The organism is Schaalia sp. Marseille-Q2122 (genome assembly GCF_903645355.1).
Taxonomy (GTDB): Bacteria; Actinomycetota; Actinomycetes; order Actinomycetales; family Actinomycetaceae; genus Pauljensenia.
Window position 1 is genome coordinate 315,458 of record NZ_CAHJXR010000003.1, and the last position, 23,725, is coordinate 339,182.

The 23,725-nt window shown below is 61.1% G+C and carries 17 protein-coding genes and 1 riboswitch; of the genes, 14 read left to right on the plus strand and 3 right to left on the minus strand.

All coding sequences use genetic code 11. The features are described from left to right. Nucleotides 1–43: 43 nt before the first annotated feature. Together HWX48_RS03830 and HWX48_RS03835 are read left to right on the plus strand one after the other, a co-directional pair. The gene (locus HWX48_RS03830) at nt 44–1,117 is read left to right on the plus strand and encodes a LacI family DNA-binding transcriptional regulator (protein ID WP_368483977.1); all 1,074 of its coding nucleotides are present in this window, start codon (nt 44–46) and stop codon (nt 1,115–1,117) included. 233 nt (nt 1,118–1,350) lie between these two features. Beyond that, nucleotides 1,351–2,337 carry a malate dehydrogenase gene (locus HWX48_RS03835; protein WP_175954785.1) on the plus strand — a complete coding sequence of 329 codons (987 nt, stop codon included), beginning with the start codon at nt 1,351–1,353 and terminating at the stop codon, nt 2,335–2,337. Nucleotides 2,338–2,745: 408 nt separating this feature from the next. On the opposite strand, the gene HWX48_RS03840 is transcribed toward HWX48_RS03835, so the two are convergent. Next, entirely contained in the window at nt 2,746–4,110 is a 1,365-nt protein-coding gene (locus HWX48_RS03840) for a dicarboxylate/amino acid:cation symporter (protein WP_175954788.1), read from the minus strand. A gap of 778 nt (nt 4,111–4,888) precedes the next feature. Between HWX48_RS03840 and purU the strand changes: the two genes are divergently transcribed. The 7 genes from purU (at nt 4,889) to HWX48_RS03875 (ending at nt 12,754) form a co-directional block, all read left to right on the plus strand. Then, nucleotides 4,889–5,767: a formyltetrahydrofolate deformylase gene (gene purU / locus HWX48_RS03845; RefSeq protein WP_175954790.1), complete on the plus strand. Its 879-nt coding sequence runs from the start codon at nt 4,889–4,891 to the stop codon at nt 5,765–5,767. 121 nt (nt 5,768–5,888) lie between these two features. Further along, complete coding sequence (locus HWX48_RS03850; RefSeq protein ID WP_175954792.1) at nt 5,889–6,353, plus strand: adenylyltransferase/cytidyltransferase family protein; 465 nt, start codon at nt 5,889–5,891, stop codon at nt 6,351–6,353. Then, the gene (locus tag HWX48_RS03855; RefSeq protein WP_175954794.1) at nt 6,350–7,114 is read left to right on the plus strand and encodes a CDP-alcohol phosphatidyltransferase family protein; all 765 of its coding nucleotides are present in this window, start codon (nt 6,350–6,352) and stop codon (nt 7,112–7,114) included. The genes HWX48_RS03850 and HWX48_RS03855 overlap by 4 nt, the downstream gene beginning before the upstream one ends. Then, nucleotides 7,107–8,108 carry a glycosyltransferase gene (locus HWX48_RS03860; RefSeq protein WP_175954796.1) on the plus strand — a complete coding sequence of 334 codons (1,002 nt, stop codon included), beginning with the start codon at nt 7,107–7,109 and terminating at the stop codon, nt 8,106–8,108. Before HWX48_RS03855 ends, HWX48_RS03860 begins: the two co-directional genes overlap by 8 nt. After that, nucleotides 8,105–9,808, plus strand: a complete 1,704-nt coding sequence (locus tag HWX48_RS03865) for a hypothetical protein (RefSeq protein ID WP_175954798.1) — start codon at nt 8,105–8,107, stop codon at nt 9,806–9,808. The genes HWX48_RS03860 and HWX48_RS03865 overlap by 4 nt, the downstream gene beginning before the upstream one ends. 232 nt (nt 9,809–10,040) lie before the next feature. Continuing rightward, nucleotides 10,041–11,387: a glycosyltransferase family 2 protein gene (locus HWX48_RS03870; RefSeq protein WP_254872947.1), complete on the plus strand. Its 1,347-nt coding sequence runs from the start codon at nt 10,041–10,043 to the stop codon at nt 11,385–11,387. Continuing rightward, on the plus strand, nt 11,384–12,754 hold the full coding sequence (locus HWX48_RS03875) for an O-antigen ligase (protein ID WP_175954800.1): 1,371 nt from the start codon (nt 11,384–11,386) through the stop codon (nt 12,752–12,754). Before HWX48_RS03870 ends, HWX48_RS03875 begins: the two co-directional genes overlap by 4 nt. Here HWX48_RS03875 and HWX48_RS03880 read toward each other — a convergent pair. Then, complete coding sequence (locus HWX48_RS03880; RefSeq protein ID WP_175954802.1) at nt 12,717–13,349, minus strand: hypothetical protein; 633 nt, start codon at nt 13,347–13,349, stop codon at nt 12,717–12,719. The genes HWX48_RS03875 and HWX48_RS03880 overlap by 38 nt on opposite strands. Before the next feature lie 273 nt (nt 13,350–13,622). Between HWX48_RS03880 and HWX48_RS03885 the strand changes: the two genes are divergently transcribed. The 3 genes from HWX48_RS03885 (at nt 13,623) to HWX48_RS03895 (ending at nt 19,451) form a co-directional block, all read left to right on the plus strand. Further along, nucleotides 13,623–15,149, plus strand: a complete 1,527-nt coding sequence (locus tag HWX48_RS03885; RefSeq protein ID WP_175954804.1) for an oligosaccharide flippase family protein — start codon at nt 13,623–13,625, stop codon at nt 15,147–15,149. Nucleotides 15,150–15,228: 79 nt separating this feature from the next. After that, the gene (locus HWX48_RS03890; RefSeq protein ID WP_175954806.1) at nt 15,229–18,681 is read left to right on the plus strand and encodes a fibrinogen-like YCDxxxxGGGW domain-containing protein; all 3,453 of its coding nucleotides are present in this window, start codon (nt 15,229–15,231) and stop codon (nt 18,679–18,681) included. Continuing rightward, on the plus strand, nt 18,678–19,451 hold the full coding sequence (locus tag HWX48_RS03895; RefSeq protein WP_175954808.1) for a WecB/TagA/CpsF family glycosyltransferase: 774 nt from the start codon (nt 18,678–18,680) through the stop codon (nt 19,449–19,451). Before HWX48_RS03890 ends, HWX48_RS03895 begins: the two co-directional genes overlap by 4 nt. 49 nt (nt 19,452–19,500) lie before the next feature. On the opposite strand, the gene HWX48_RS03900 is transcribed toward HWX48_RS03895, so the two are convergent. Then, nucleotides 19,501–21,030: a sugar transferase gene (locus HWX48_RS03900; protein WP_175954810.1), complete on the minus strand. Its 1,530-nt coding sequence runs from the start codon at nt 21,028–21,030 to the stop codon at nt 19,501–19,503. Between the two features lie 203 nt (nt 21,031–21,233). Then, nucleotides 21,234–21,317, plus strand: a riboswitch (ZMP/ZTP riboswitch). 41 nt (nt 21,318–21,358) lie between these two features. Here HWX48_RS03900 and glyA point away from each other — a divergent pair. Both glyA and HWX48_RS03910 read left to right on the plus strand, forming a co-directional pair. Then, the gene (gene glyA / locus HWX48_RS03905) at nt 21,359–22,648 is read left to right on the plus strand and encodes a serine hydroxymethyltransferase (RefSeq protein ID WP_303048061.1); all 1,290 of its coding nucleotides are present in this window, start codon (nt 21,359–21,361) and stop codon (nt 22,646–22,648) included. Continuing rightward, complete coding sequence (locus HWX48_RS03910; protein ID WP_175954812.1) at nt 22,645–23,544, plus strand: bifunctional methylenetetrahydrofolate dehydrogenase/methenyltetrahydrofolate cyclohydrolase; 900 nt, start codon at nt 22,645–22,647, stop codon at nt 23,542–23,544. The genes glyA and HWX48_RS03910 overlap by 4 nt, the downstream gene beginning before the upstream one ends. Nucleotides 23,545–23,725 lie beyond the last annotated feature (181 nt).

Genomic DNA, 23,725 nt, shown 5'->3' on the forward strand with positions numbered 1-23,725 from the left:
CTATGGTGACGTAAACATTTATGCGCTTTGATAGGATGCTTCCATGCCTTCCCCTCAGCTCTCGACTTCCCAAATGCCTGGCCGACTCCTCGGCCCTCGCAGTGTCCAGAGTGCCTCGATCGCCGACGTTGCCCGACTGGCAGGGGTGTCGGCACAAACCGTTTCGAGGGTGTCAACGGGTGCGCAGAGTGTTCGACCGGAAACCAAAGCGCGTGTCCTTAAAGCAATGGCTCAACTTGGCTACACGCCAAACCAGGCAGCTCGCGCCCTACGTGATGGTCGATTCAAAACCATTGGGGTGATTACGCAACAAGTCTCACGGACAGGCGAAGCCCTGATCACTGCCTCGATTGTTGAGGCTGCAGCAGAAAAAGGCTATTCCATCAACCTTTTCCAGGTCGCACACCCCGAAACAGAAGAGCTCACCCAAGCGGGTCGGCGTCTTTCTCAGCAAAGCGTTGATGGTCTTATCATCGTTCAGGCGGGGCAAGCCCAACCCGCAGCCTTGAATCTTCCAGCGAATATGCCTGTCGTCGCCTCAGACTCGGCATTTATTGATATTTACCCCTCCGTTGTCCATAACCAAGAACACGGTGTGAACGAGGCAATGCGCCATCTCCTTGACCTTGGACATCAACGCATCGCCCACATCACCGGCCCTAGCGACTCACGCTCAGCACTCATGCGACGGGCTGCATGGCGGCGCAGCCTTGAAGAAGCAGGCCATCCTGCGCCAGATCCTCACCTGGGGGATTGGAGCGCCAAAAGCGGCTACTACGCGGGAAAAGCAATAGCCGAGGACCCTGCAGTGACGGCAGTATTTTGCGCCAATGACGAGATTGCCTTTGGCCTTATGCGAGCCCTCCATGACGCGGGTCGGCGCGTGCCCGATGACGTATCTGTCGTTGGATTTGATGGCATTGAACTCTCTGAGTTCTCCGCACCTGCTCTCACGACGGTTCGCCAGGATTTCCGCTCCGTGGGGCGCGAGCTTGTCGACCTCCTTCTTGAACAGATGCACCAACCCTCTCACTCGCATGCACATCAGATAGCGCAGCGTGTGGTTCGCTCTGAACTCGTCATACGTGACAGCACGGCGCAGCCCCGCGCGCTCTGACACCTGTTTGCCGCGCGAGAGTGTGCCGCCCTCGTCAATCGGCAGCGAGCAGCGAACAATTATGCCGCAGGTCACGTCTGGGCGGGGAGGGGACTAGGACCGCGTACCCTCCCAAAAGAGGCTTCGACAACGTACCCTTGAAGGGTCGTGTCCGGCGAGGGCCATCCTCGTCGGCAGGAAATGCTCAGCGGCACTAAAACGGTGCCGCAGGAACTATCGAGGAGTTCATCACCATGGCAGAACCCCGCATTGTCACCGTCACCGGCGCTGCTGGCAATATCGGCTACGCACTGCTCTTCCGCATTGCCTCCGGCCAGGTTTTCGGCCCTGACGTCCCCGTCAAGCTCAACCTGCTGGAAATCACCCCCGCTCTTAAGGCTGCTGAAGGCACCGCCATGGAGCTCGACGACTGCGCATTCCCCCTGCTCAAGGGCATTGACATCTACGACGATGCCAACGCCGCATTCTCCGGTACCAACGCAGCATTCCTCGTGGGCGCACGCCCCCGCACCGCAGGCATGGAGCGCGCCGACCTGCTCTCCGCTAACGGCGGCATCTTCGGCCCCCAAGGCAAGGCCATTAACGACAACGCCGCAGACGACATCCGCGTCCTCGTCGTTGGCAACCCCGCCAACACCAACGCTCTGATCGCCGCAGCCGCAGCACCCGACGTACCGGATTCCCGCTTCACCGCCATGATGCGCCTAGACCACAACCGCGCCATCTCCCAGCTGGCCCACAAGGTCGAAGCCGACGCCGCCGACATCAAGAACATCGTCGTGTGGGGTAACCACTCCGCCGACCAGTACCCCGATGTCTCCTACGCCACCGTTGCAGGCCGCCCCGCTTCCGAACTGGTCGAAGAGCAGTGGCTCTCCGAGTACTTCGTGCCCACCGTTGCCAAGCGTGGCGCCGCCATTATCGAAGCCCGTGGTGCTTCCTCGGCAGCTTCGGCAGCCGGTGCCGCCATCGACCACATGCGTGACTGGGTCCAGGGCACCCCCGAGGGCGAATGGGTCACCGCCGGTGTTGCCTCCGATGGCTCCTATGGCGTCCCCGAAGGCCTCATCTACGGCTTCCCCTGCACCTCCAACGGTGGCGAGTGGGAAATCGTCAAGGATCTGGAGATCTCTGCCGCTACCCGCGCAGGCATCGACCACAACATTGCCGCCCTCGAAGAAGAGCGTGCCGCTGTGCGCGAACTCGGCTTCGTCAAGTGAGCGTTGCCCTCCTGACTGAGGAACGCCTCCCGCTCTAGGGGGCGTTCGAGGAGGCGCATAGACATACAAGCTGGTGGGAGAGTCGAAAGGTTCTCCCACCAGCCTTTTGTGCATTCTTCGGGGCGTGCAGGGTGGGTGCTGAGTGAAGGCGCTGATGCTGCTCCTGGTGCGCGGCGTTGCACTGGTGGCGTTGTGTTGCACTGGTGCTCCCGCGTTGTTCTGGTGGCTGCCCGTTGCACCTTTAGCTCGGCGTCGCTCTAAAGTCGCCGGGCCCGGGCACTTCGGTGCAACCCGGGGTGATGAGTGAGCTGAGACCTACCACTGCCTGCGGATCATGCTCCCCCAAGCCTGAGGTACCAGCAGGAGGCCGGGCCGCACCACAGCGCAACCCGGCCTCCCTTCGTCAACTCAGCGGTGGGCGATAGCCTCGCCCTTCGTGCGCGACATGAAACGCGCCCGATCCAACAGCCCCTCACGCGCCGCCACCACGGTCGGTACCAGCGCCTGACCTGCGACATTGACCGCCGTGCGGCCCATGTCAAGAATTGGATCGACAGCCAGCAGCAGGCCAACGCCCTCCAGAGGAAGGCCCAGGGTGGACAGGGTCAGGGTGAGCATCACCGTCGCACCCGTCAGACCAGCGGTCGCTGCCGACCCCACCACAGCAACGAAGGCAATAATGAGGTAGTCGCTGACGGCCAGCTCAATGCCGAAGAATTGCGCCACGAAGATCGAGGCCACCGCCGGGTAAATTGCGGCGCAACCGTCCATCTTCGTTGTCGCCCCCAAAGACACGGCGAAGGAGCCGTAGGCGGGATTGACGCCGAGATTCTCGGTGGTCACCTGCTGGGTGACGGGCATGGTTCCCAAGGAAGACCGCGACACGAAGCCCAGTTGCATGGCCGGCCACGCCCCACGGTAGAAGGCAAGGGGGGACAGGCCATTCAGGCGCAGCACCACCGGGTAAATGATGCCAATAACGATCAACAAGCCAATGTACACCGTCAGAACAAACCACCCCAGGGACGCGACTTTATCCCATCCGTAGGTGGCAACCGCGTGACCGATCAGACCTGCGGTGCCGATGGGTGCCAGGCGAATCACACCCCATAGGACCTTCTGAAGCACCTTGAGGAGGGAATCGACGACGGAAATGAAAGGCTGGGCAGCCTCGCCGACCTTGAGTGCGGCAACGCCAACGGCAATGCCGATGACGAGAATCTGCAGAGCATTAAAGGAAGGGGAGGCGCTCACAATGTCCTCTGCCACGCGCGTGCGAATCTCCAGGCCCAGGAAGTTGGTGGGCACCAGGCCTTGGAGGAAGTCCGACCATTGGCCCACGCGCGAGGGCATGGTCGCAGCATCCTTGGTCACGGAGGTGTGCAAGCCTGGATTCACGACAAGGCCCAGGACTATGCCGGTCACCACCGAAGCCAAGGCGGTGATTGCGAACCAGATGAGGGTCTTGACTGCGAGGCTGGCCGCGTTGGCTACGCCCTTGAGGTTATTGATGGAGATGACCATTGCGGCAAAGATGAGCGGTGGTACGAGGGCCTTGAGAAGGGTGACGAAGCTGGAGCCAATCCAGTTCATAGTGGCAATCAGCCATGTGCCGCCGCCCTCGTTGGACTGAAGGTAGGAGGCGAGCAAGCCCAGCGCAATGCCGATCCCCAGGCCCAGGAAGATCTGGACGGTGAAAGAGGGCAGGGGGAGGCGCCTGCGGGAGCCAGGTGAGGCGGGCGTGTTGGTGGGGGTTGTGGAGTGATGAGCCATGGGGTGATCTCTCAATTCATCGAGGTGATAGCCATCCTGCAGGTCAGCGTGGATTGATGCTGGGGATGGACTCTTGCGAGGGAAGCGGGTGTGGTCCTGAGGGGTCCGGTGCCTGGTCCGGGGGCGACCAGGGCCCGCGTCCAAGGGGTACTGGGCTAGGCGCCGAGAGGGCGTTTGCCTGGCCCCGAGGGCGGGCAGTTTTCAGGGGAGTATGGGCGAGGCCGCCGCCGCTTTGCACAGGGCGGGCGGTGACAGTGGTCGCTGCGGGGAGCACCCGGACAGGAGAGGGGAGCCCCGTGCGAGGCGGCGATACTCAGGGAGCGTGAAGAGTTAGAGGAAGCTTTGACAGGAACACAGGCAGCAGCACATGTGGCGCAGTGAGTGCGGCCAGGAGCGCATGCGGGTCTGCATGGGCGTGTTCCCTTCATCAGTGGTCAGAAAGCTCAGCATCGTGTGTTGCTTCTGTCTTGAGTGGTGCGGGGCACCAGGCTTCGCCGGGCTAAGGTGGTCAAGTTCAGTGCAACAACAAATCACCACGGTAACAGTTTGATCCCTACGGCGCCAACGCACCCTCCCCTCTCCGCGAGTGGTCGCTTCGACGCGACCACTCGCGGTGTTTTTTCAGGTTGGGGTGTGTGGAGGTGACTACTCGCGGTGTTTTTTCAGGTTGGGGTGTGTGGAGGTGACCACTCGCGGTGTTTTTTCAGGTGGGCTACGGGGAGGAAGGGTTTGTGAGCGCTCGTGGAAAAGGGCAAGGGGAGCGGGCTACCCTAGGGCCATGACGAATTCTGCACCCCTCGCGCCTGCGACCTCGGAAAAGCTTGTCCTCACCCTCTCCTGCCCCGACCAGCCCGGTATCGTGCACGCAGTGACAGGGGTGATCACACGCATCGGTGGAAACATCATCCAGTCGCAGCAGTTCGGAGATCCCGACTCAGGCCTGTTTTTTATGCGCGTTGAGGTCGATTCCCCTGTGGGGCGCGAACCCGTTGAAGAAGGCATGCGTGAGCTTGAGCAGCGCTTTAACGCCACATGGAATGTCGACCAGCTCGGACGCCCTCTGCGCACCGTGATTATGGTCTCACGCGAAGGGCATTGCCTCTCTGACCTGCTGTATCGCCAGCGCTCTCAAGGCTTGCCGATCGAGGTCGTCGCCGTTGTCGGCAACCACCCTGATCTGGCTCCCGTCGCACAGTTCTACGGGATTCCCTTCCTGCTGGTGCCCGTGACGAAGGAATCCAAGCAACGCGCCGAGGAGGAGCTCTTGACCCTCGTGCGCGCTGAAAATGTTGAACTCTTGATTCTGGCCCGGTATATGCAGATTCTTTCAGAGAATGTCTGCGCAGAAATGGCCGGACGAATTATCAATATCCACCACTCATTCCTTCCTTCTTTTAAGGGAGCTCGCCCCTACGCTCAAGCGCATGAACGCGGCGTGAAACTCATTGGCGCAACTGCGCATTATGTCACTCCCGATCTTGACGAAGGGCCCATCATTGAGCAGGACGTCACCCGCGTTACCCACGCCGATTCCACTGCTGACATGGTCGCACTGGGCCAAGACGTGGAGCGACGCGTCCTCGCCCAAGCCGTGCGCTGGCACTCTGAGCACCGCGTGTTGATGGATGGTGCGAGAACTGTTGTGTTTTCTCAATAACCCAAAGTGATGGTAAGAGGGGCGGAAGTGTTTTACGCTGGAATGACTGTGTCAAAGCTACTTCCGCTCCTCACCACAGTGGCAAAAACAGGGGAGTAGCAGTCTAAGTAAAGGAAACGGCGTGATTATCGGCTACGTCCCCGGTGGATTCGACATGCTCCACGTTGGGCATCTCAATATCTTGCGTGCTGCACGGGAACGCTGCGATCGCCTCGTCGTGGGGGTAGCCACCGACGAATCCCTCGAACGGATGAAGGGCCGCCCACCCGTCATCCCCCTCCGAGAGCGCTGCGAGCTCATCGCCTCCCTCCGCTTCGTTGACGCTGTCGTCGTCGATCTTGACCAGGACAAACGTCTGGCATGGCACCTCCAACCCTTCGACGTCCTCTTCAAAGGCGATGATTGGGAGGGCACTGAAAAGGGTGCCCGCCTCGAAGCCGAGCTCGCTGAGGTCGGCGCCACGGTGGTCTACCTGCCCTACACGCCCTCAACCTCCTCGACCATGCTGCGCCAATTCCTCTCTGCCGCCGAGGTTGAAGAAGAACTTCAAAGCACGCCCGCTCCTGCCAGCGGAGCCCTCCGATGAGCGCCCCCCTTCAGCTTCCTCCCAACGCCTCGTGGCCCGATCATTTCCGCGCCGCCCGGGCCACCCTTGACGCCGCACAAAAGCCCGGCAATGGCGTGCCCGCCTACACGCGCTGGGTGAACCGCCGCGCCGCCCGCCTCATCGCCTCCTTCGGCGCGGCCAGCCGCATGACCCCCAATATGGTCACCGGCATCTCCTTCCTCCTCTCACTGGGTGGCATGGCCCTCATGCTCAGCCAACCCCCCCACCCCCTCCAGGGTGTGGGGGTCGCAGTGCTCCTCGCGCTGGGCTACATCTTTGACTCCGCTGACGGACAGCTTGCCCGCCTTACCGGCCGCTCTTCCAAAGCGGGGGAGTGGCTTGACCATGTGGTTGACGCGATCCGCTCGCCCGCCATTCACCTCAGCGTCGCCATCGCCACCGTCCTTTACCAGCCGCACCTGTGGTGGCTTGCCCTCGTTGCCCTGGGATACTCCCTGGTTACCTCCGCGCAGTTCCTCAGCCAGATCCTTGCGGAGGCCTTTGTCCGCGCCGCTGGCCGCCCGCAAACGCGAGGCGGGAACCTGCGCTCCTGGATCCTCCTGCCCACCGACCCTGGCACCCTGTGCTGGTCCTTCCTCCTATGGGGCCTTGCCCCCTGGGCTGGACTGTCGCCCTTTGCGCTGCTGTACACGGCTCTGGCGGCTATTGCCGTGGCTCACGCGCTCATGTCGATGCGTCGTCGTTACCGCGACCTGACCGCCCTCGATCGCAATGCCTGAACTCAGCGTCCTCCTTCCCGCACGCAACGCGGCCGCCACCATCGCTCAGGCGGTCACCTCCACCTTGCGTGCCATGCCGCGTGACGCTGAGTTGGTCATTGTGGACGATGGTTCCCAGGATGCCACCGCCGAAGAGGCCACCGCAGCAGCTGAGCGTGTGGGAAAAGCTGCCCACATGCGCATCATCGGGCATGAGGGCAGTGGGGGAGTGTCGCACGCCCTCAACTTCCTTCTGGAGTCCACGGATTCAGCGTTGGTTGCGCGTATGGATGCTGACGACCGCTGTCTTCCCTGGCGCTTCACCCGCTCTTTGGCTGCCCTCCAAGCCGGTAATGACATGGTCTTTACGCAGATCATCGAGGATCGAGGCCGCCGCCTCACCCCCAAGCCGCCCATCGGTATTGCGCCGGAGGCTTTTGGCTTGCACCTGCTGCTGACCAACCCCGTCTCTCACCCGACGATGCTTGCCAGGCGTGAACTTCTCAGCGAGCTTGAGGGCTACCGGCACCTGCCCGCCGAGGACTACGACCTGTGGATGCGGGCAGCGCTCGCGGGCGCACGAATCCGGCGCCTGCCGCTGTGGGGGCTGCTCTACCGCATGCATGATGCGCAAATTACGGCCTCCGCCCAGTGGCGCCAATCCTCGTGGGACAATCCTGAGCAGGCGCAGGTCTTTGCTCAGCTGAGTGAATCGCTGGTAGGTCGGCCTCTCGAGCGCATCGTGAGTCTGGCCGCGCTTCCTCCCGCGCGCAAAGCTGCCGCTTTAGTGGATTTCCGCAGCGCGCTCCTTCCTGCCATTAATGCCCAGGAACCTTTGAGCGCGCGGATTCTGCGTCGGAAGTTGTATGAGCGTTTAGCGTGGGCGAGCTCCTACACGCCTCCTGTCGATCGTGCCCCCGCGCTTTCGCCTCGACACTCAGACTCTGCTGAACAATTAGCTGATATCACTGCTGACAGCGCCACCCGCACCACTCAGGAAGGTACTGCGCGATGACCCTTTTGACTCTGCCTCCATCTGCGGGCCCTCAAGTTGTGAAGCGAGTGCTGCATACTCGCTGGCGAGCCCTCATTATCACCTTCTTTGTGGTGCTTTTGACCAGCGCGCTTGCTGTGACGCTCATTCCTCGTCAGTACACGGCGTCGAATACGGTCCAGATCACGCCCTTGGGGGTTGAAACCGCTGCTCCCTCGCGTTCAGGCTCGGTGGATATGACAACGGAAGTGGAGCTGGTTCGCTCAGCGAAGACTGCTTCCAACGCGTTGGAGCATCTGGGGTCGGGGTGGGTGCTCGAAGACCTTATGGAGAATGTCAGTGTGTCGGCTGATCCCCTTGGCGCGGTGCTGACGATCTCATGGACGGACACTAACCCGGATCGCGCTAGGGCTGCCTCTGCAGCGCTGGCAAAGGCGTATCTGCAGGTGCGCGCCGAGTTAGCTCGCCTTCGTGCGCAGGCTCTGCGTGAGTCTCTCGACACTCAGATAGAGAAGCATCAGGAAGAGCTGAAGAATATTACGGACAGCTCACCGAGCGCTCAGGGCCAGCGCGACGCTATTTTTAGTGCCATTACGACCCTGGTCTCTCGCCGGGCAACCTTGGAAAATTACAATGCTCCAGCCGGTCAGATCATCACGCCCGATACTGCCGTTCCCCTCATTATCGGCCCGTCGCGCGTGAAGATTATTGCCGCCTCCCTTTTGAGCGGTGTTTTCCTTGGCCTTCTGGTGGTCCTCCTGCGTGAGAAAACCGACCCGCGTATTCGTGACGCCGCACAGCTGGCAGAGATCGTAGCAGCGCCTGTGTGGGGCCCTGATCTGACCGGCGAGGGCGCCGTGCGCTGGTACGGTGCGGCCCGAATGGCCGTGTTAGCGGGGAAGGAGCATGGCCGTGCCGCCCTCATCATTGACTCCACTGAGGCTGAGGCTGAACTGCTGATGAGTGCCGTTGCCGACGCCAATGACGACCAGGGGAATGGGGAGGATCTGCTGGTCATTGATCTGCATGCCCCTCGCGAGAAGGTGTTGCGCTCCCTGGCTTTCGTTGGTCACGTGTCGATCGCGCCCGGTATTCACATGCCGCGTGCGGAGGTGCGTCAGCTTGTTGACCAGATCGACTCCAGTGGATGTCACCTCATCGGCGCCTTCATCCTGCCGCCAAAGTATTACGCCGATGGGAAGGACATGATGGGGGTCACCTCCGCAGCGGCAGGACGCGATTCTTCGGCGGGAGAGAAGAGTGGCCGCGCAGCAGAGGCTGACTACACGCTCAACGTCCCCGCCGATACCTCCAAGGAAGGCCGCCGCACCTTGTCTGCAGAGGAGTACGCGCAGTTGCCTGATCCCCAGCTGGTATTTGAACGCGCTGATGATGAGGGCGTTGGTGGCCCAGAGGCTCATCACGAGTACGTTCTCGGAGCCGATACCGAGTCTGCGCGCAGTGAAGTCAACGCCAAGGCCGGTGATGCAGGAGATTCAGGAGACGCACCCTCCGCCGCTGTTCTTGAGACCGGCGCTTCTGACAACGCAGCAGGTGATGCCGCGCAGGACTGGCGCTCCCGGGAGAGTCACCGCCCCTCTCAGACCGACCTCATTATTGGTGAGGATCGAGCACCGACGGTCGCCATCATCCCCAAGGGGACAGCTCCGGGGAGGATCTCCCACCCGGGTTCCACCCAGCCGTCGAGCAACAACGCATAGGAGGCCCGCCTGCCGCGTTCTTGTCACCACCGCAGCGTCACCCACCGCAGTGTCACCCATCGCAGTGTCACCCACCGCAGCGTCACTATAGCGGCGCCCCGCAGCAGGGCAGAGCCGCGCGAGCATCGTGACGATGTCGGCACTGCACTTCCCCCTCACTAGCACATCCCTTGCCGCCGCCAAACATGTGGCTTTTTGGTAGGCGCACTCCCGTTCGAGGAGGCTTCCCGCAATGACCGTCCCCCAGAGGAACACACCCGCCCCTCTTCCCGCTACCCACGCTGAGCAGGAGCATGGGGGCGACCGACGAATGCAGGATGCTCCCCAGGGCGAGGGCGCGCTTATCGCGCATTATGTCGATGAACGCGACCTTCATGTCCTTGCGGGAAGCGAGGCCGACCCGCGTGCCCTCGTCCTTGTGCGCAGCGAAGGCCGAAGCTCCCACATCATTGACTGCGCCCCCGCCGCAGCACTGCCGACCATCCTGCGTGAACTCCCTCCCGTCATGGTCAAACCGCGCGGATGGACTGAGGGCGCGGGCGCAACACTGAGAGCCACCGTCGTCATCTGCACCACGGGAACATCGCCCTACCTGCGCCGCAGTGTTGAAGCCGTCCTCGCACAGCGCCACGACGCCTTCGACCTGTGTGTCGTTGATAACGATCCAGCTTCCGGAGCGACCAGGGCGGCGCTTGTGGATATTGAGGACCCGCGCCTGAGCATTGTGAACGCATCCCAGCCGGGCTTGTCGCGGGCACGCAACCGTGGGGTTCTTGCCGCAACGGGTGAGATTATCGCCTTCACCGACGATGACGCCTTCGTGGACGCCGACTGGTTGCGCGCCCTGTGCGACCCTTTCGCCTCCGATCCGGAGCGACGGATCGGCGCCACCACGGGGATTGTCCTCCCCGCAGAGCTGACCCACCGCACGCAACGGTGGTTCGAAGCGCGCGGCGGTTTCCCCAAGGACCTCATCCCGCGCCTGTGGTCCTTGCGTGAGGAGCCGCACCTGGCCTCCTTTGGTGAGGTCGGCGAGGGCGGGCCCCTTTATCCCGTGACGACGGCCCGCGTGGGGGCAGGGGTCTGTATGGCCTTCCGCGCGGAAGTTCTCCGTGAGGTCGGCCCCTTCGACCCGGCGCTGGGGGCTGGAACCCTCACCCGAGGCGGTGAGGATCTTGACATGTTTGCGCGTGTCCTGCGCGCTGGTTACGCCATTATCCACAGCCCCGATGCGGTCGTGCATCACGTTCATCGCACGGACCGGGAGGGCCTTGAGCGTCAGGTTCGCGGCAATGGGTCGGGTATGTCGGCTCTCATCACTAAGGCCGTGCGCGAGCGGCCCTCGAGCCTGCTTCTGGTGGCGTCCCGATTGGGGGCTGTGGCTCGTCGCGTCGCCCCTGGATCGGAGCGGGTAGTGGGAAGCGATCCTGATGTGCCCGCCTCCCTCACCCGCGAGGAGATCCGCGGCTTCCTGGAAGGGCCTTTGCTGTACGTTCGGGCTCGCTTGCGCGCTGAGCGTGTGCGGCGCCGGCGACGCCCTCGTCCTTCCTTCCGCTCACGTGGTGAGGGGCGAGGATGAAAGAAACGTTGCCAACGGCGCTTGGCGTGCGTGAAGAGCGCCTCACCGCACTGTGGAAAGAGCGCGAGCGCGGCGGCCCTTTCGATAATGGACGAGGCCACCGCGCAGATCTCATGGCCGCCTGGCCCTTCCATATTGCCTTCGCTGGGTATTTCCTGTGGTGGCTACTGGGGCCGGGCGATATGGTGTGGCTGGCCGCCGCGATTCTGATGGCGATGTTCTGGGTGGGGGCGCGAGGCTTCGCCTTCCCTCGAGGGGCGCTGCTGTGGGCGCTTTTCCTTGTGTGGGTTGTCGTCTCCCTCAGCATGATTGATACCAGCGGGCGTATGGTGGGCGCCCTGTATCGTTTTCTCTTACTGTTGGCGGCTACCGTCTTTGGGCTGCACGTCTATAACGCGCGCCGATCCTTGTCTTTGCGGGCAATTAGCGCGGCCATGACGCTCTTCTTGCTGGCGGTGACTGCGGGTGGTTTCCTCGCGATGGCACAACCGGATCTGGTGATCAAGACGCCGATGGCCTACATTGTGCCCTCCTCGTTGCTGGACAATGAGTTGGTGCGTGACATGGCGATCCGCCACACGACCCAGTGGGATCCGACGCTGCTGGTTCAGGGGGAGCCCCGCCCTTCGGCTCCTTTCCTTTATGCCAACACTTGGGGAAATATCTATTCTTTGCTGCTGCCTATGTCGTTGCTCCACGCGCGTTTGGAATGGGACCGGCGCTCTTTGTGGCGCTGGCCGGTGACAGTGCTGTGCCTCGTGTCGACGATTCCCGCTGTGTACACCTTGAACCGTGGGATGTTTGTCGGCTTGGCAGTGGTGGCGCTGTGGGTGGCTATCCAATCCCTGCGTGAAGGGCGCTGGAAGGGTGTGGTGAGTGGTGCGGGGGCGCTGGGTGTTGCAGGTGTTGTCTGGATGGTCTCTCCGGCGGGCACGGCCTTCTTTGAGCGCCTAGAGACAACGAAATCGACGGTGGATCGTTTTTCGCTCTACTCCATGACCTTGGCTGAGCTGAACGGCTCTCCCTTATTGGGCTTTGGAGCGCCTCGTCCTTCGCCTTTCCCGTGGCTTCCCTCTTTGGGAACCCAGGGGCAGTTCTGGACGGTTCTTTTCTCGCACGGCTACGTCGGGGCGACCCTGTTCATGGGCTTTTTGGGGTTCAGTTTTCTTATCGCCTTCCGACGCACGGATTTGGCGGGGGCGGTGTATGCCGGTGCCGTCTTGGCAACGATTGTTGAGACCATGTATTACGGCATGACGACGGGTTTGATTGTGACCTTCGTTGCCATTGCTGTGATTGCTCGAGGGGATGTGCTTCCAGATCCGGTGGTCAACATTCGGGGTTCTCGGGGAAGGACTGGTGCGTGACCTTCCATTTCCCGTCAATGAACTCCAGGTCAAAGAGGGATCGTGAGCGAGTGGGGGCCTGGTCATCGGAGACCTCGGCGCCATTTTCGTCGAGGACACGCACGGTGCTGGAGTCGACGCAGGCGAGGACTTGCATGGTGGTGCCGGTTTCTGAGACCTTCAGGACTTGGACATCGGAGATGACGGGTGTGCCTTCCTGCGTGTATCCCAGTAGGTTCCACTCTTCAGCTGTTGCTTGGAGGTCTTCCAGGGCAGTATTGGCGAGGGAATCGCTGGGGTCAATGGTGTCAGCAGGCGCTGCGAGGACCTCTGCTGAGCGGGCGAAGGCGTGGTCGATGGCGTCGATGGGGATGGTGACGTCAATGGGCGCAGTGTTCTTTTGGGGTTGGCCCGCTGGGGCTGCTGACTGCGCGGATTGTGTGGACTGCGCCGACTGCGCAGATTGTGCGGCGTTGGCGTGGGGTGTTGGTTCTTCGGACTGGTTGGCAGTGTGGGAGCGGAGGAAGACCACTCCGGCTGCGAGGAGGAAGGCCAGGGTTGCGCACAGGGCAATGAAGAGCGCGGCTTTTGAGAGTGATGCCAGGGTTTTCTTCACGGCAGGCCTTTCTTCCACGGGTGGTTGGGTGTGTTCTCTTCTGTTGAGCATATCCTGCCTTCACCCTGCTCCACAGCGAAACATTGGCACAGATCATGACGGTACATGTCACACTCCTCAAACAGTGCCTGTGGGCGGAGAGGTCGCCGCTGCTGTGGGAGGAAGGCGCTTGAAGGGGGGAAGCTGCTGATGACGGACGCGAATGATTACCGGGGTTCCGGTGCCCTCCCGGTAGAGGGGAGAGTCTCGGGAGGAGGATCGTCGTCTGCGCCGATGCAGGCTCGCCGTGGTCTTGCCCGGGGTGGTGCTCTTGGTTTTATTGGTGCGGCCTTGAGTGCCATCTTGGGTTTTGCCTTGACGATTGTGCTGACGCGTCTCCTGGGTAAGGAGGGCGCGGGGGTGGTCATGCAGGCCACGGGTGTTTTCGGCATTGTGTTGGCGCTTGCTAAGTGTGGGCTAGATTCAACCGCTCTGTATTTATTGCCGCGCCTGAGGGCGGATCATCCAGCTCAGATTCGCCCGATGCTGCATTTCATGGCTGCACTCATCGGTGTGATTGGCATTGTTGCTGCGGCAGTGCTGTATCTGATGGTTCCGGTGATCTGGCGGGGGAGTGACCCTGAGTTGCAGCAGAGTATCCGCGCGATCGCTGTTTTTATTCCCGTGGGTTCCGGGGCCTTGGTTGCTGCGGCAATGATGCGGGCTTTAGGGGGGATGAAGGCCTATGTCCTTATCCACAATATTGCTCTGCCTGCCCTGCGCCCACCGGCTGTTGCGCTTGCTGCTGTGGCGGGGGGCTCTCTTGCTGTGGTGACGGTCGCGTGGGCGCTTCCTGTAGTGGTGACCGTGGTGTTCTCCCTTGGGGTGCTGGGTTCGTCGCTGCGGCGGATCGAGAGTGAGGCGGCTGATGCACATAGGGCCGAAACTCACCGTTTGACGAGGTCGGAGGGGTCTTTCTTTCCGCCGAAGGGGCAGCGTCATGCCCTGGTGGGTTTTGCTCTGCCTCGAACGCTCTCGGCGGCGTTGGAGCAGACCCTGGTGTCGGTTGACGTCGTCATTATTGGTGCGTTGGTGGGTTCTGGGGCTGCTGGTGTGTACGGCGGGGCAAGCCGTTTCATCCAGGCGGGCATGATTGTCGATTCTGCTCTGAGGCTCGTGGTGGCTCCTCGTTTTTCGGCTCTCCTGCATGCGGGTAGGCGTGAGGAACTTGTGGATACCTACACAACGGCGACGATGTGGTTAGTCCTTTTTGCGACGCCAATTTACCTGCTCATGGCCGTGTTCGCACCTGTGTTTATGGGGGTGCTTGGTCCTGATTTTGTTGAGGGTGGGATCGTGCTCGTCCTATTGAGTGCGGGGGCAATTACGGCTTTCCTGGCGGGCAACATTCATTCGCTTCTCATCATGAGTGGTCGTAGTGGCTGGGCTGCGTCGAATAAAGCCGTTGTGGTTATTGTAAATATCCTGGGAAATATCTTATTGGTTCCTGTATATGGCATTGTGGCTGCCGCCTGCATCTGGGCAGTCTGCATGGTTCTCGACGCGCTGATGGCGGCAATCGAAGTCAAAATCTTCCTCGGGGTTCCTGTTCCCCTCAGGGCTGCATTGGGGCCGCTGCTGCTCAATCTCCTTGTTGTCGGCCTCCCCTCAGCGCTCATTGCGAGCATCAATGGCCCAACTTTGGGTGCCTTTTGGGCTGCGATATGTGTCTCAATAGTGAGCTTTTTTGTCGCCTGCTTCCTGTTCCGAGAACGTTTGCGTCTATCAGGTCTCATTCTTCTGAAGAATCCACCGAAGTGAAGAATATTGATCACTAAAGTGCGACAATAAAAAACAGAGTCTTTCATTAGTGAGATCGTGTGAACAGGGGGGATCGTAGGTGAAACTTCGGTCTTTTGCGGGGGTTGCAGCCGTTGCTGCTCTAGCCTTCTCGACGCTCGTCATGCTGAGCCCTGCCGGTACTGCCATCGGTACTCGTGACGGTAAAACCGCCGATACCGCCGCAGCCTCATGCTGGGAAATCAAACAGCAGAACCCCGCCGCCGATAGCGGCACTTATTGGATCGTGACCCCCTCAATGCCTGAGCCCATGCAGGTCTTTTGCGACCAGCGCATGGACGGGGGCGGCTGGGCCCTTGTTGGTCGTGGCCGTGAAGGGTGGGACCTCTACCCCCAGGGGAAGGGCAATCAGTCGGCACTGACCAGCCGTGATCGTGGCCCAGGTGCCTTCGATACCGTTCAAATGCCCGGTGAAGTGATCGATGGCCTCATTAACCGGACCCCCGTGAACTCCCTTGACGAAGGCTTCCGCGTCCTGCGCGCTACGAGTCCTCATGGGAGAAGTTTCCAGGCGATCGACATTCGACCTGGCCACATGCTCCGCTGGCAGTGGGCCTTCGGTTCGGCAGAGACCCTCTCCTACCGCTTCGATGGCGGTCAATGGTATTTCGGGGGTAGCTTCCAAAAGCGCTTCGGCCTGGACTCGGGCTACCGCAACCTCGACATGAGCCAGGGATCCAATCGCTCCTACCGGGTGGGATACGCCTTTGGCCCTCAGGTCCACGGCGGCTCCACTTCGCCCTCCAACTACTGGTGGCAGAGCAACTCTCATGTTCTGCCCTACTCAGAGGTCTACGTCCGCCCGCGTATCATCTCTTCCGACTCTGGTTTTACCCGCATCCCTGACGAAGGCACGCCCGCTGTTGTCCGCCCCTTCGTTGCTTCTGACATGGCAACCCCCACACGCTGGGGTGTCGTTGGCAACCTCAACGGAAAGACCCGAGAGGGGAACTCTCCCGTTCAGGCCTTTGTGAAGATTGGCAACACCATGTACGTCGGCGGTAACTTCACCGGCGTTCAAGCCGGTCGCAACGGTGCCTTCCAATCGCGCACTGCCTTGGCTGCCTTCAACGCCACGACGGGCGAGTGGATCTCCGACTTTGGAGCCACTTTCAATGATCAGGTCAAGGCCCTGGTCGCCATGCCTGACGGGAATCTTCTAGTTGGCGGTGACTTCACCACGGTCAATGGTCAACGCCACTCGGGAACCGTCCTCCTCGACAGCCGAACGGGTAACCCCATTTCCACCTGGGACCTGCAGATCGATAACCGCCTACGTCGCGGCGTTGTCTCCGTTCGCTCAATCGTCCGCTCAGGCGACCACATTTACTTTGGTGGCACCTTCACCCACCTCAACGGTAGGGGAGTGAAGAACGTGTATGCGCGTGCTGCCGGACGAGTTGATCTCAACGGTCGGCCCGACCGCTCCTGGAACCCGGAATTCAATGGCGGCGTCATGGACATTGACGCTTCCAGCGCCGAGGGACGTGTTTACGCCGCAGGTTTCTTCTCTCGCTCGGCCAACCGCTATGAAGTCAATAAAGCGGCGGTCGTCTCCGACAAGGCTGGGGCTGAGATTATTCCCTTTGCCTTCAGAGGAAGCTACGGACACAATGACTTCCAACAGGCGGTGGCCCACACCGGCACACTTGTCTTCTTCGGTGGATCCCAGCACAGCATCTATGGCTTCCTCCCCGAAACGATGCAGCGTGTGTCCTCGTCGATCACGAGCCATTCGGGTGGCGACTTCCAAGCCTTCGCTACCGACGGTCAAGTCATCTACGGTGGCTGCCACTGTTTCGGCTGGTCCTACGAGGACGCCGTCACGTGGCCGGGCCTCGGCCCCGGGTGGACCCAGGCGTACAAGGTGCAAGGTGTTGGAGCCTGGAGCGCCACTGACGGTTCCCAGATCCCCTGGGTGCCCTTCCGTCTAGCCAGCAAGAATGCTGGTGCGTGGAGCCTGTACGTTGCCGACGACGGAGCCTTGTGGGTCGGTGGAGACTTCACCGGTTCCCACACCTCGATGGACCGTCACCAGTGGAATGGGGGCTTCGTCCGCTACCCCGCAGGTGACACCACTCCTCCGAATACCCCGCAACCACTGTGGGCGAGCTCCTACGACAAAGACACTGTCACCCTCCAGTGGGGGCGCTCGCAAGGTGCGGCCCGCTACCAGATCCTCCGCGATGACCGTCCCATCGCGTCTACGACGAACACCACCCTGGTGATCCCTCGTGGCGGCGATGACCGCTACTTCGTCCGCGCTGTTGATGAGGCCGGTAATATCAGTGCCTCAAGCGCGGTGTACACGGCTCCACAGGTCAATGAGGAGACCCCGGAGCTGCCCAAGCCGGAGATCCTCATTGAGGAAGCGAGCGAGTGGAAGTACTACAACCTTCCCCAAGCCCCTGACGCTCAGTGGCGTGAGGTTGACTTCGATGACTCCACTTGGGGTCGAGGCAAGGCTCCGCTGGGCTATGGCTCACCTGGACTGGGAACAACACTCAACTCCGGTCAGGGTGCTCAACGTCCCATCACCACCTACTTCCGACACGAGTTCACCGTGGATGACCCCACGACCATTTCGGCACTGGTGTTGACCTACGTTGCTGATGATGGAGCAGCGGTCTATCTCAACGGTAAGGAAGTATCGCGCGAGCGACTCTCTGAGGGGCGTATCGACCACAATACGCGCGCCAACCGATCAATCGGCGCTACTGCGGCACTCAATGATCCGACTGAGGTTCGTTTGACACCTGAGGAGATTCGCGAAGGAAAGAATGTCCTCAGCGTTGAGACCCACCTCAACTACCGTTCGAGCCGCACCCTGACCTTCCAAGCTCGCCTTATGAGTGAGCCGCTGACACCGCGCGCTGCCATGTTGACCCCTGCGGAAGACATGGAAGAGCTAGAGGGTGACGACGCTGCGGCTGAGGAATTGGTTGTTGCGGACTGCGATGGCCAGAATATTCGCCTCATTGAACCTCAATCGACGTGGCGCTACCTTTTCTCTCCCGCAGCCCCTGTAGAGGGGTGGGAAACCGACGCTGATCTGTCCCCGTGGCAGACCGCTAAGGCGCCTCTGGGGTGGGGATCGAAGGCCATTGCCACTGAGCTTGACCCGGCGGCACACCCCGTGCCCGTTCACTTGCTCGCAGTGCGCGACATTACCTTGGGGGAGATCACTGACAACACCCGCCTGGTGCTGAATGTTCAGGCTGATGATGCGGTTGTCGTGCGAGTGAATGGCGTTGAGGTCGCGCGTCAGGGGCTGCCTGAAGGAGACCTCACCCTGATGACCCCAGCGATTACCGGAAGGTCCTCTGCAGACGCCCAAGGCAAACCCCTTGTCGTCGAAGTCCCATCGGCGCTTCCGGGAGTGGACGCGCCGGTTTTGCGTCAAGGGATGAATCGCATCGCAGTTGAGATTCACCGTGCTATCCCCGATGATGGAGACATGTTGTTTGAAACCATCGCTGAGGTTCGCCAATGACTTTCCCCCCTCCTCATGAGGGACCACCTCCCCGGCATTTGGATGAGGAAGAGCAGATGCACCGGCATTTTGCTCAAGAAATCGTCAGTGCCGGCGGGGGTACCACATCGTGGTTGAATCATTGGTCGCTGATGCACGCCAACTGGGCGGCGTTGAGCGCTATGGACCGGGTTGGTTTCGACGGAACATTCCTCCAACTTGCCCTCTATCGAGCGGGCCACCACGTGCACCGCACGTCGGCTGATCTTGTGCTCCCACATGTGTTGCATGATCTCTTGCCAGAAGGATCGCGGATTGTCGTCGTCGGCGCTGCCCCCGGCGTGGCTCAACAGGCCAGCAAGCGGATGGGGCCTCACGACATTCGCTCATTCGACGGCTATGGTCAGCTGCGTGAGATTCGCGCTCATCCGCAGGAGATCATTGATTTTGCGCCCCGTCTGATCCTCGTGGGATTGGGGGCAGGGCTCCAGGAAGAGGTTGCTGCTGAACTCCACGCAGCCTGCCCGCAGGCAATGGTCTGTACGGTCGGTGGTTGGATCGATCAGCTCGCTCGTTCGGAGCACTACTTCCCTCGATGGGTGCACAAACTGCGCCTCGGATGGGCGTGGAGGATTCTTCACGAACCGAGACGAGTCCTCCGGCGTTACACCATTGACGCATTGAGATTCTCGCGTAAATCCCGCTCCTTGATCGCCAAGGTCGAAGCTCTGGGCCCCTGGGACGAGTATGCGGTCTACCCGAAGAAACCCTCCGACACGAACGCTCAGTAGCGCGAACTCTCAGTAGCGCGAGCGCGATGCTCGCTTGGCTGAGAGCTTCCTAGTAGGCGCCATCCCGATCGAAGACGACTTTGACGGTCTTTGCGAGGATCCATAGATCCATGCGGAGGGAACGGTGCTCAATGTAGTGAAGGTCAAGGCGAACTGATTCCCTCCAGGAAAGGTCGGAACGCCCCGAAACCTGCCACAGCCCCGTAATGCCAGGACGGACGGTAAACTTTCGCATCACCTTGGGGGAGTAGCGTTCAACCTCGCTAAAGAGGGGAGGGCGAGGACCAACCAGGCTCATATGCCCCATCCATACGTTGAAGAGCTGAGGCAGTTCGTCCAGGCTTGTGCGCCGCAGGAAGCGCCCCACGCGGGTGATTCGCGGGTCCTCTTCGAGTTTAAAGAGGACTCCGGTATCAGGGTCATCACTGTCGCCACCCTCCACTGCGCCCTCGGGGATGGAGATTTGCTTTTGGAGCTGGGGGAGCAGGGCTTCTGCGTTGGTCACCATCGTGCGGAACTTCATCATCTTGAAGGGGCGTCCGTACTTGCCGACGCGGGTTTGCAAGAAGAATGCCGGGCCGCGGTCGGAGACTCGGATCCACACGATGAGGATGAACCACAGAGGAAGGAGGAGGACGATCAGCACCGAGGAGGCGACGATATCAAAGGCGCGGCGCAATACTGATTCCAGAGGGGAGTCGGTATTGGCGTTCGTCTCTAGAAGCATGAGTCCAGGAGCTGAGCGCGTGATCATGGTCTGAGAGGAGAGGGAGGAGGGCTCAGCGAGGATATTGAGATGGCGTCCGGTTTGTTCAAGAAGCCAGCGAAGATTTTGCAGGTCAGCGAGATTGGTCAGCGAGGTTGAGGAGACTGTTAAGGATTCTGCCTCGCAGTCATCCATGGCCTGGGTGATCTCGTCGAAGCTGGCGGTGAGGTTGGTCAGTGGGCGCGGGAGCCAGTCATCCCAGGACATGGTGCCGACAATATCGAGGCCAAGGTGCTGGGCGTATCGGGCGATGTGCTGACGAAGCAGGGCGGATTCTGACTTGGGCGCAAGGAGGAGGGTGCGTTCAAAGCAGCGGGGAGAGTATTGCATGGCCCCTGCCCACACTTCGCGCTCGATGAGGAGAGCGGGGATGATGAGCCCGGCGCCAAGGGGTGGGAAGATCGGAACGATTTCGGGTAGAAGCCAGTGGGCGAGAGAGAACAGGCCAACGGCAGTGAGGCCGGTGGTGGCGACCTTCGTGGGCGCTGTCGACAGTGCTACTGGTCGCGGCCGGGCGTACATGCCGCCAAGAGCGAGGGCGGTCAGCCAGAGGGCTGTACCCAGCAGGATCGTCAGGAAGGCATCGGAGCCGAGGGCTTGGGCGAGGAGTTCGAAGGGGTAGGTGAAGGGGTTGCTGTGCTGAATCGGGGTGAAGGCCGGCTCAGCGGGAAGGGTGGTGTAGACCAGGCAGAGGGTAATGATGATCCCGTCGAGGGCGACGACGAGAGTGCGGCGAAGCCGCGGGCGCTTGAACAGGCGAGCTATACGCAGGGCCTGCGGTGAGCGCTCGATGGGGGCTTCACTCAATGCCACGGATCTCCTTCAAGAACTGCTTAAAGAGACTTTATTTCGAGGAATATTCCTTCGCTGTTTAGTTTAGACGCCGAAAAGAGGATTAGGGGCCGATTTGAAAATCGACCGTTAGGTAGAAAAATGCTTCCGTCTGCGAGTATGGAAAAACGTACTATCTCAGAAGTGAATACTTTCATGCTAAAGGACCGGTGACTGCGCTACCCTTAGAAGGTCGTGACTGGCGAATAGGTGGGTGACCACCGGGGAGCGAAGGAATGGGTTTGTGGCCGCCCGCCTGGGCCACGAACCCGACCGGGAAACCGGCAGATAATGACATCAGGAGCCACACATGAGCGATGCCCTCAACGACATGACCCTCGCGGAACTCGATCCCGAAATTCAAGCCGTCCTCGACGCTGAGCTCGGCCGCCAGCGGGACACCCTCGAGATGATTGCCTCGGAGAACTTTGTCCCGCGCGCCGTCCTCGAAGCTCAAGGGTCAGTGCTCACGAATAAGTACGCCGAAGGCTACCCTGGCCGCCGCTACTACGGTGGTTGCGAGCACGTCGACGTCGCCGAAAGCCTCGCCATTGAGCGCGCCAAGCAGGTCTTCGGCGCCGACTATGTCAACGTCCAGCCCCACGCCGGCGCCCAAGCCAATGCTGCCGCCCTCATGGCAATGGCCAATATCGGTGACACCATCCTTGGCCTCTCCCTGGCCCATGGCGGCCACCTCACCCACGGCATGCGCATCAACTTCTCGGGCAAGAACTACAACGCCGTCGCCTACGAGGTGGACCGCGAAACCATGCGCATCGAACCTGAAGCCGTCCGTGAAGCAGCCCTGCGTGAACGTCCGAAGGTCATTATCGCGGGCTGGTCGGCCTACCCTCGCCACCTCGACTTCGCTGCTTTCCGTGAAATCGCTGACGAGGTCGGCGCCGCACTCTGGGTGGATATGGCCCACTTCGCTGGTCTCGTCGCCGCAGGCCTGCACCCCAACCCTCTGCCCTACGCCGATGTTGTCACCACCACCGTCCACAAAACCCTCGGCGGTCCCCGATCGGGCATGATCCTCTCGGCTCGCGGCGAGCAGTGGGGCAAGAAGCTCAACTCTGCCGTCTTCCCCGGCCAGCAGGGTGGCCCCCTCATGCACGCCATTGCTGCCAAGGCCATCGCCATGAAGGTCGCCCAGACCGAGGAATTCAAGAACCGTCAGCGTCGCACCCTTGAGGGAGCCCAGCTCCTCGCCGAGCGCCTCGGCGCCGAAGATGCCCAAAATGCCGGAATTAAGCTTGTTACCGGGGGTACGGACGTCCACCTCGTCCTCGTTGACCTGGTGAACTCCGAACTCAACGGCCAACAGGCAGAAGACCTCCTCCACGAGGTCGGTATCACCGTCAACCGCAACGCTGTTCCCTTCGACCCCCGCCCGCCGGCAGTGACCTCGGGCCTGCGCATCGGCACTCCGGCCTTGGCCTCGCGAGGCTTCGATGCGGCCGATTTTGCTGAGGTCGCCGACATTATCGGCACCGCACTGGTTCAGGGCGCTTCGGGCAATAACGTTGACATTGACGGCCTGCGCGCTCGCGTCAAGGCCCTCACCGACGCTCACCCCCTATACGCGGGTCTGCAATGAGGGCTCCCTGGAACGGCTCAGCGCGCGTCCTCGATGGGACGGCAACCGCCGCTGCCATTAAGGAAGAATTGCGCGAACGTACCGCATCCTTGCGCGCTCAGGGGATTGTCCCAGGCCTGGGCACAGTCCTTGTCGGGGAAGATCCCGGTTCGGTTGCCTATGTGGCGGGCAAGCACCGCGACTGCGCCGAGGTGGGCATCGAATCCATCCGGGTCGACCTGCCCGCAGATGCCACGCAGGCCGATATTGAGGCTGCCATTGATCGTCTCAATGCTGACCCCGCGTGCACCGGTTACATCGTTCAGCTGCCCCTCCCTGCGGGCATCGATAGTAATGCCGTCCTTGAGCGCATTGATCCAGCCAAGGATGCTGACGGCCTGCACCCCATGAACCTGGGGCGTCTGGTCCTGCGAGGCTCTGGGCCGATCGACACTCCCTTGCCCTGTACCCCACGTGCAGTCATTGAGCTGATGGAGCGTCATGGCATTGACCTCAATGGCAAGGAAGTGTGCGTGGTTGGCCGCGGCGTCACCGTCGGTCGTTCAATTGGCTTGCTGCTGACCCGTCGGGGCGTTAATGCCACTGTCACCCTGTGCCACACCGGCACGCGAGATCTGGCCGCGAAGGTGCGTCAAGCTGATGTCATTATCGCTGCGGCTGGTAGTGCGGGCCTGATCACTCCCGATATGTGTGCGCCAGGTGCGATCGTTCTCGATGTGGGCGTCAGTCGCGTCGTGACCGAGGATGGGAAGGTGCGCCTGCAGGGTGATGTTGCTGATGGTGTTGACGAGGTTGCCTCGTGGCTTTCGCCAAATCCTGGCGGTGTCGGGCCAATGACACGAGCGTTGCTAATGACGAACGTCGTTGAGGTAGCTGAGAGAAGCCTTGAAAAGTAGCGAAGACTGCCATTGCTTGTTGTGAAGTCGGCAACCATTCAGACAAAATAGAATACTTAGTGATCGCTTGTAGTACTCCGTCTCACTTCTCTAGGGATCTCTTGCGAACCCACTATCATCGGCGCGTTCTCGCCACTTTGATGGAACTCCCACCCAAAACAGCTGCGCTTCACATATTGGG

Bases quoted from the DNA above. Each gene is read 5' to 3' on its own strand.
- HWX48_RS03895 (WP_175954808.1), top strand. From the start codon at position 18,678: ATGACTTTCCCCCCTCCTCATGAGGGACCACCTCCCCGGCATTTGGAT.
- HWX48_RS03830 (WP_368483977.1), top strand. From the start codon at position 44: ATGCCTTCCCCTCAGCTCTCGACTTCCCAAATGCCTGGCCGACTCCTC.
- HWX48_RS03865 (WP_175954798.1), top strand. From the start codon at position 8,105: ATGACCCTTTTGACTCTGCCTCCATCTGCGGGCCCTCAAGTTGTGAAG.
- HWX48_RS03840 (WP_175954788.1), bottom strand. From the start codon at position 4,110: ATGGCTCATCACTCCACAACCCCCACCAACACGCCCGCCTCACCTGGC.
- purU (WP_175954790.1), top strand. From the start codon at position 4,889: ATGACGAATTCTGCACCCCTCGCGCCTGCGACCTCGGAAAAGCTTGTC.
- HWX48_RS03875 (WP_175954800.1), top strand. From the start codon at position 11,384: ATGAAAGAAACGTTGCCAACGGCGCTTGGCGTGCGTGAAGAGCGCCTC.
- HWX48_RS03910 (WP_175954812.1), top strand. From the start codon at position 22,645: ATGAGGGCTCCCTGGAACGGCTCAGCGCGCGTCCTCGATGGGACGGCA.
- HWX48_RS03855 (WP_175954794.1), top strand. From the start codon at position 6,350: ATGAGCGCCCCCCTTCAGCTTCCTCCCAACGCCTCGTGGCCCGATCAT.
- HWX48_RS03870 (WP_254872947.1), top strand. From the start codon at position 10,041: ATGACCGTCCCCCAGAGGAACACACCCGCCCCTCTTCCCGCTACCCAC.
- HWX48_RS03860 (WP_175954796.1), top strand. From the start codon at position 7,107: ATGCCTGAACTCAGCGTCCTCCTTCCCGCACGCAACGCGGCCGCCACC.
- HWX48_RS03885 (WP_175954804.1), top strand. From the start codon at position 13,623: ATGCAGGCTCGCCGTGGTCTTGCCCGGGGTGGTGCTCTTGGTTTTATT.
- HWX48_RS03835 (WP_175954785.1), top strand. From the start codon at position 1,351: ATGGCAGAACCCCGCATTGTCACCGTCACCGGCGCTGCTGGCAATATC.
- glyA (WP_303048061.1), top strand. From the start codon at position 21,359: ATGAGCGATGCCCTCAACGACATGACCCTCGCGGAACTCGATCCCGAA.